Below are 1680 nucleotides of genomic sequence, written 5' to 3'. Positions count from 1 at the left end.
GGGGAGAACTCCTCCCTACGCATAAATGACGAGGGTTTCCGTTCTCCCCCTTACCAACCCTAATTTCTGATGAAAAAGGGCATTTATACCAGGAGATAGGTGACATCAGTGAGAGGTTTTATCAAAATTGAGGTAGCAGAAATTTAGGAGGTCATGGGAATGGCAAAGGCTACCTCAAACCTGCAAACCGCACCGGGTCATCAAGTGTTAGCGGCGGCGGGCAAAACCCTACTCAGACCCGGCGGAATTGCCGCAACGGAGCAGTTGTGGAACTGGGCGGGGTTTGAAGCGGGAGAAACGGTCCTGGAATTAGCCTCGAGTTTTGGCGAAAGCGCGATCGCGATGGCAAAACGGTTCGGCGTGCGAGTGGTGGGGGTGGAAAAAAACCCCGACAGCGTGGCGCGATCGCGAGAAAATATTAAATCCGCTGGGTTAGACCATCAAATCGAAATCATTGAAGGGGATATTTTTAACCTCGGGGCCATCGACAGACAATTCGATTATGTTTTAGCCGAAGCGATTTTAACCATGCAATCTGTGCCGGGAAAAAAGAAGTTATTGTCAGACATTCGGCATCGGCTAAAACCGGGCGGGAAATTTCTCTCCCAGGAAATGCTGGCACGGGACAATGAAGCAGAACTGCATCAATTGCTCTCGCAAGTGATTCGGGTGAATGCTACCCCGCAATCGCCTGCTGCGTGGCAACAAATGTATGAAAATGCCTCGTTTGAAGTGCAGCATTTTCAAATGAAAAAGATGGGGTTGCTCAATGTGGGGCAACTCGTCAGAGATGAAGGGTTGGCAAATACGATTCGCATAGCGCGCAATTTGTTAGCCAATCCGGAACTGCGATCGCGCGTGCTAGAAATGCGGCGGACGTTTTTGCAGCATCAAGAGGAACTTGGAACCCTGATTGTCTGCGCGATCGCCGTTTAGTTTCCGCAAACAATCCGCGCGGTTTTTTGCAACTAGAATAACCAAAAAGGAGGTTTCATTACAATGACAACGATTGCTTCATCCAACGCATCGTTTAAAACACCTTGGAAAGCGTTGATAGAATATCCCTCGGCGGGGGTACTCAGTAAAGTCATCCTGCAAGATAAATGCTGTCAGTACACTTTATTTTGTTTAGCCAAAAGTACGGAGATTTCCGAGCATACTTCTACCCGCAATGCCACGGTTAACGTTATCGAAGGGCGGGGAATCCTCACCCTAGAGGGAGAAGATATCGTTTTGGAACCGGGGGTATTTGTGTTTATGCCAGCGAACGCACCTCATGCGTTAAAAGCGGAAGAAAACCTGGCCTTTCTGCTCACCCTGTCGGAAAATCCGCAAGTGTCGTAAGTCGGCATCCGCGAGGGGTTGGCGAGTCGGTTTGGGGGTGAGCTAGGCGATCGCTGCAATTTATCGTCTAGCCTTTCTCAAATTAATGCGATCCGTAGCCGAATAGTCATTACCGCGCTTGCACCTCCGAGGTGAAAAATTCTCTACCTTACTCATATGAAAATATGATAACTTTGGCGCGATCGCGATAAATTTTTTCACCGATGGGGCGCTACAGGATAAATAACCATTGCGCTAATCCCTATGTTTTTTTTCCATGCCTGGGAGTTGGACTAGGGATAAATAACCATTGCGCTAATCCCTATGTTTTTTCCCATCCCTGGGAGTTGGACTAGG

General features: G+C 48.6%; 2 protein-coding genes. Both read left to right on the top strand.

Annotated elements, in window-relative coordinates; translation table 11 throughout:
• Positions 1-159 precede the first annotated feature (159 nt).
• Positions 160-936 carry an SAM-dependent methyltransferase gene (locus tag LKK83_RS29990; RefSeq protein ID WP_324635134.1) on the top strand — a complete coding sequence of 259 codons (777 nt, stop codon included), beginning with the start codon at positions 160-162 and terminating at the stop codon, positions 934-936.
• Positions 937-999: 63 nt separating this feature from the next.
• Complete coding sequence (locus LKK83_RS29985) at positions 1000-1344, top strand: cupin domain-containing protein (RefSeq protein WP_324635133.1); 345 nt, start codon at positions 1000-1002, stop codon at positions 1342-1344.
• The last annotated feature ends 336 nt before the right edge of the window (positions 1345-1680 follow it).

The organism is Phormidium sp. CCY1219 (assembly GCF_035615515.1).
Lineage (GTDB): Bacteria > Cyanobacteriota > Cyanobacteriia > Cyanobacteriales > Laspinemataceae > CCY1219.
Note: the sequence above shows the minus strand (reverse complement) of the source record. Positions and strands in the feature narration are given on the sequence as shown.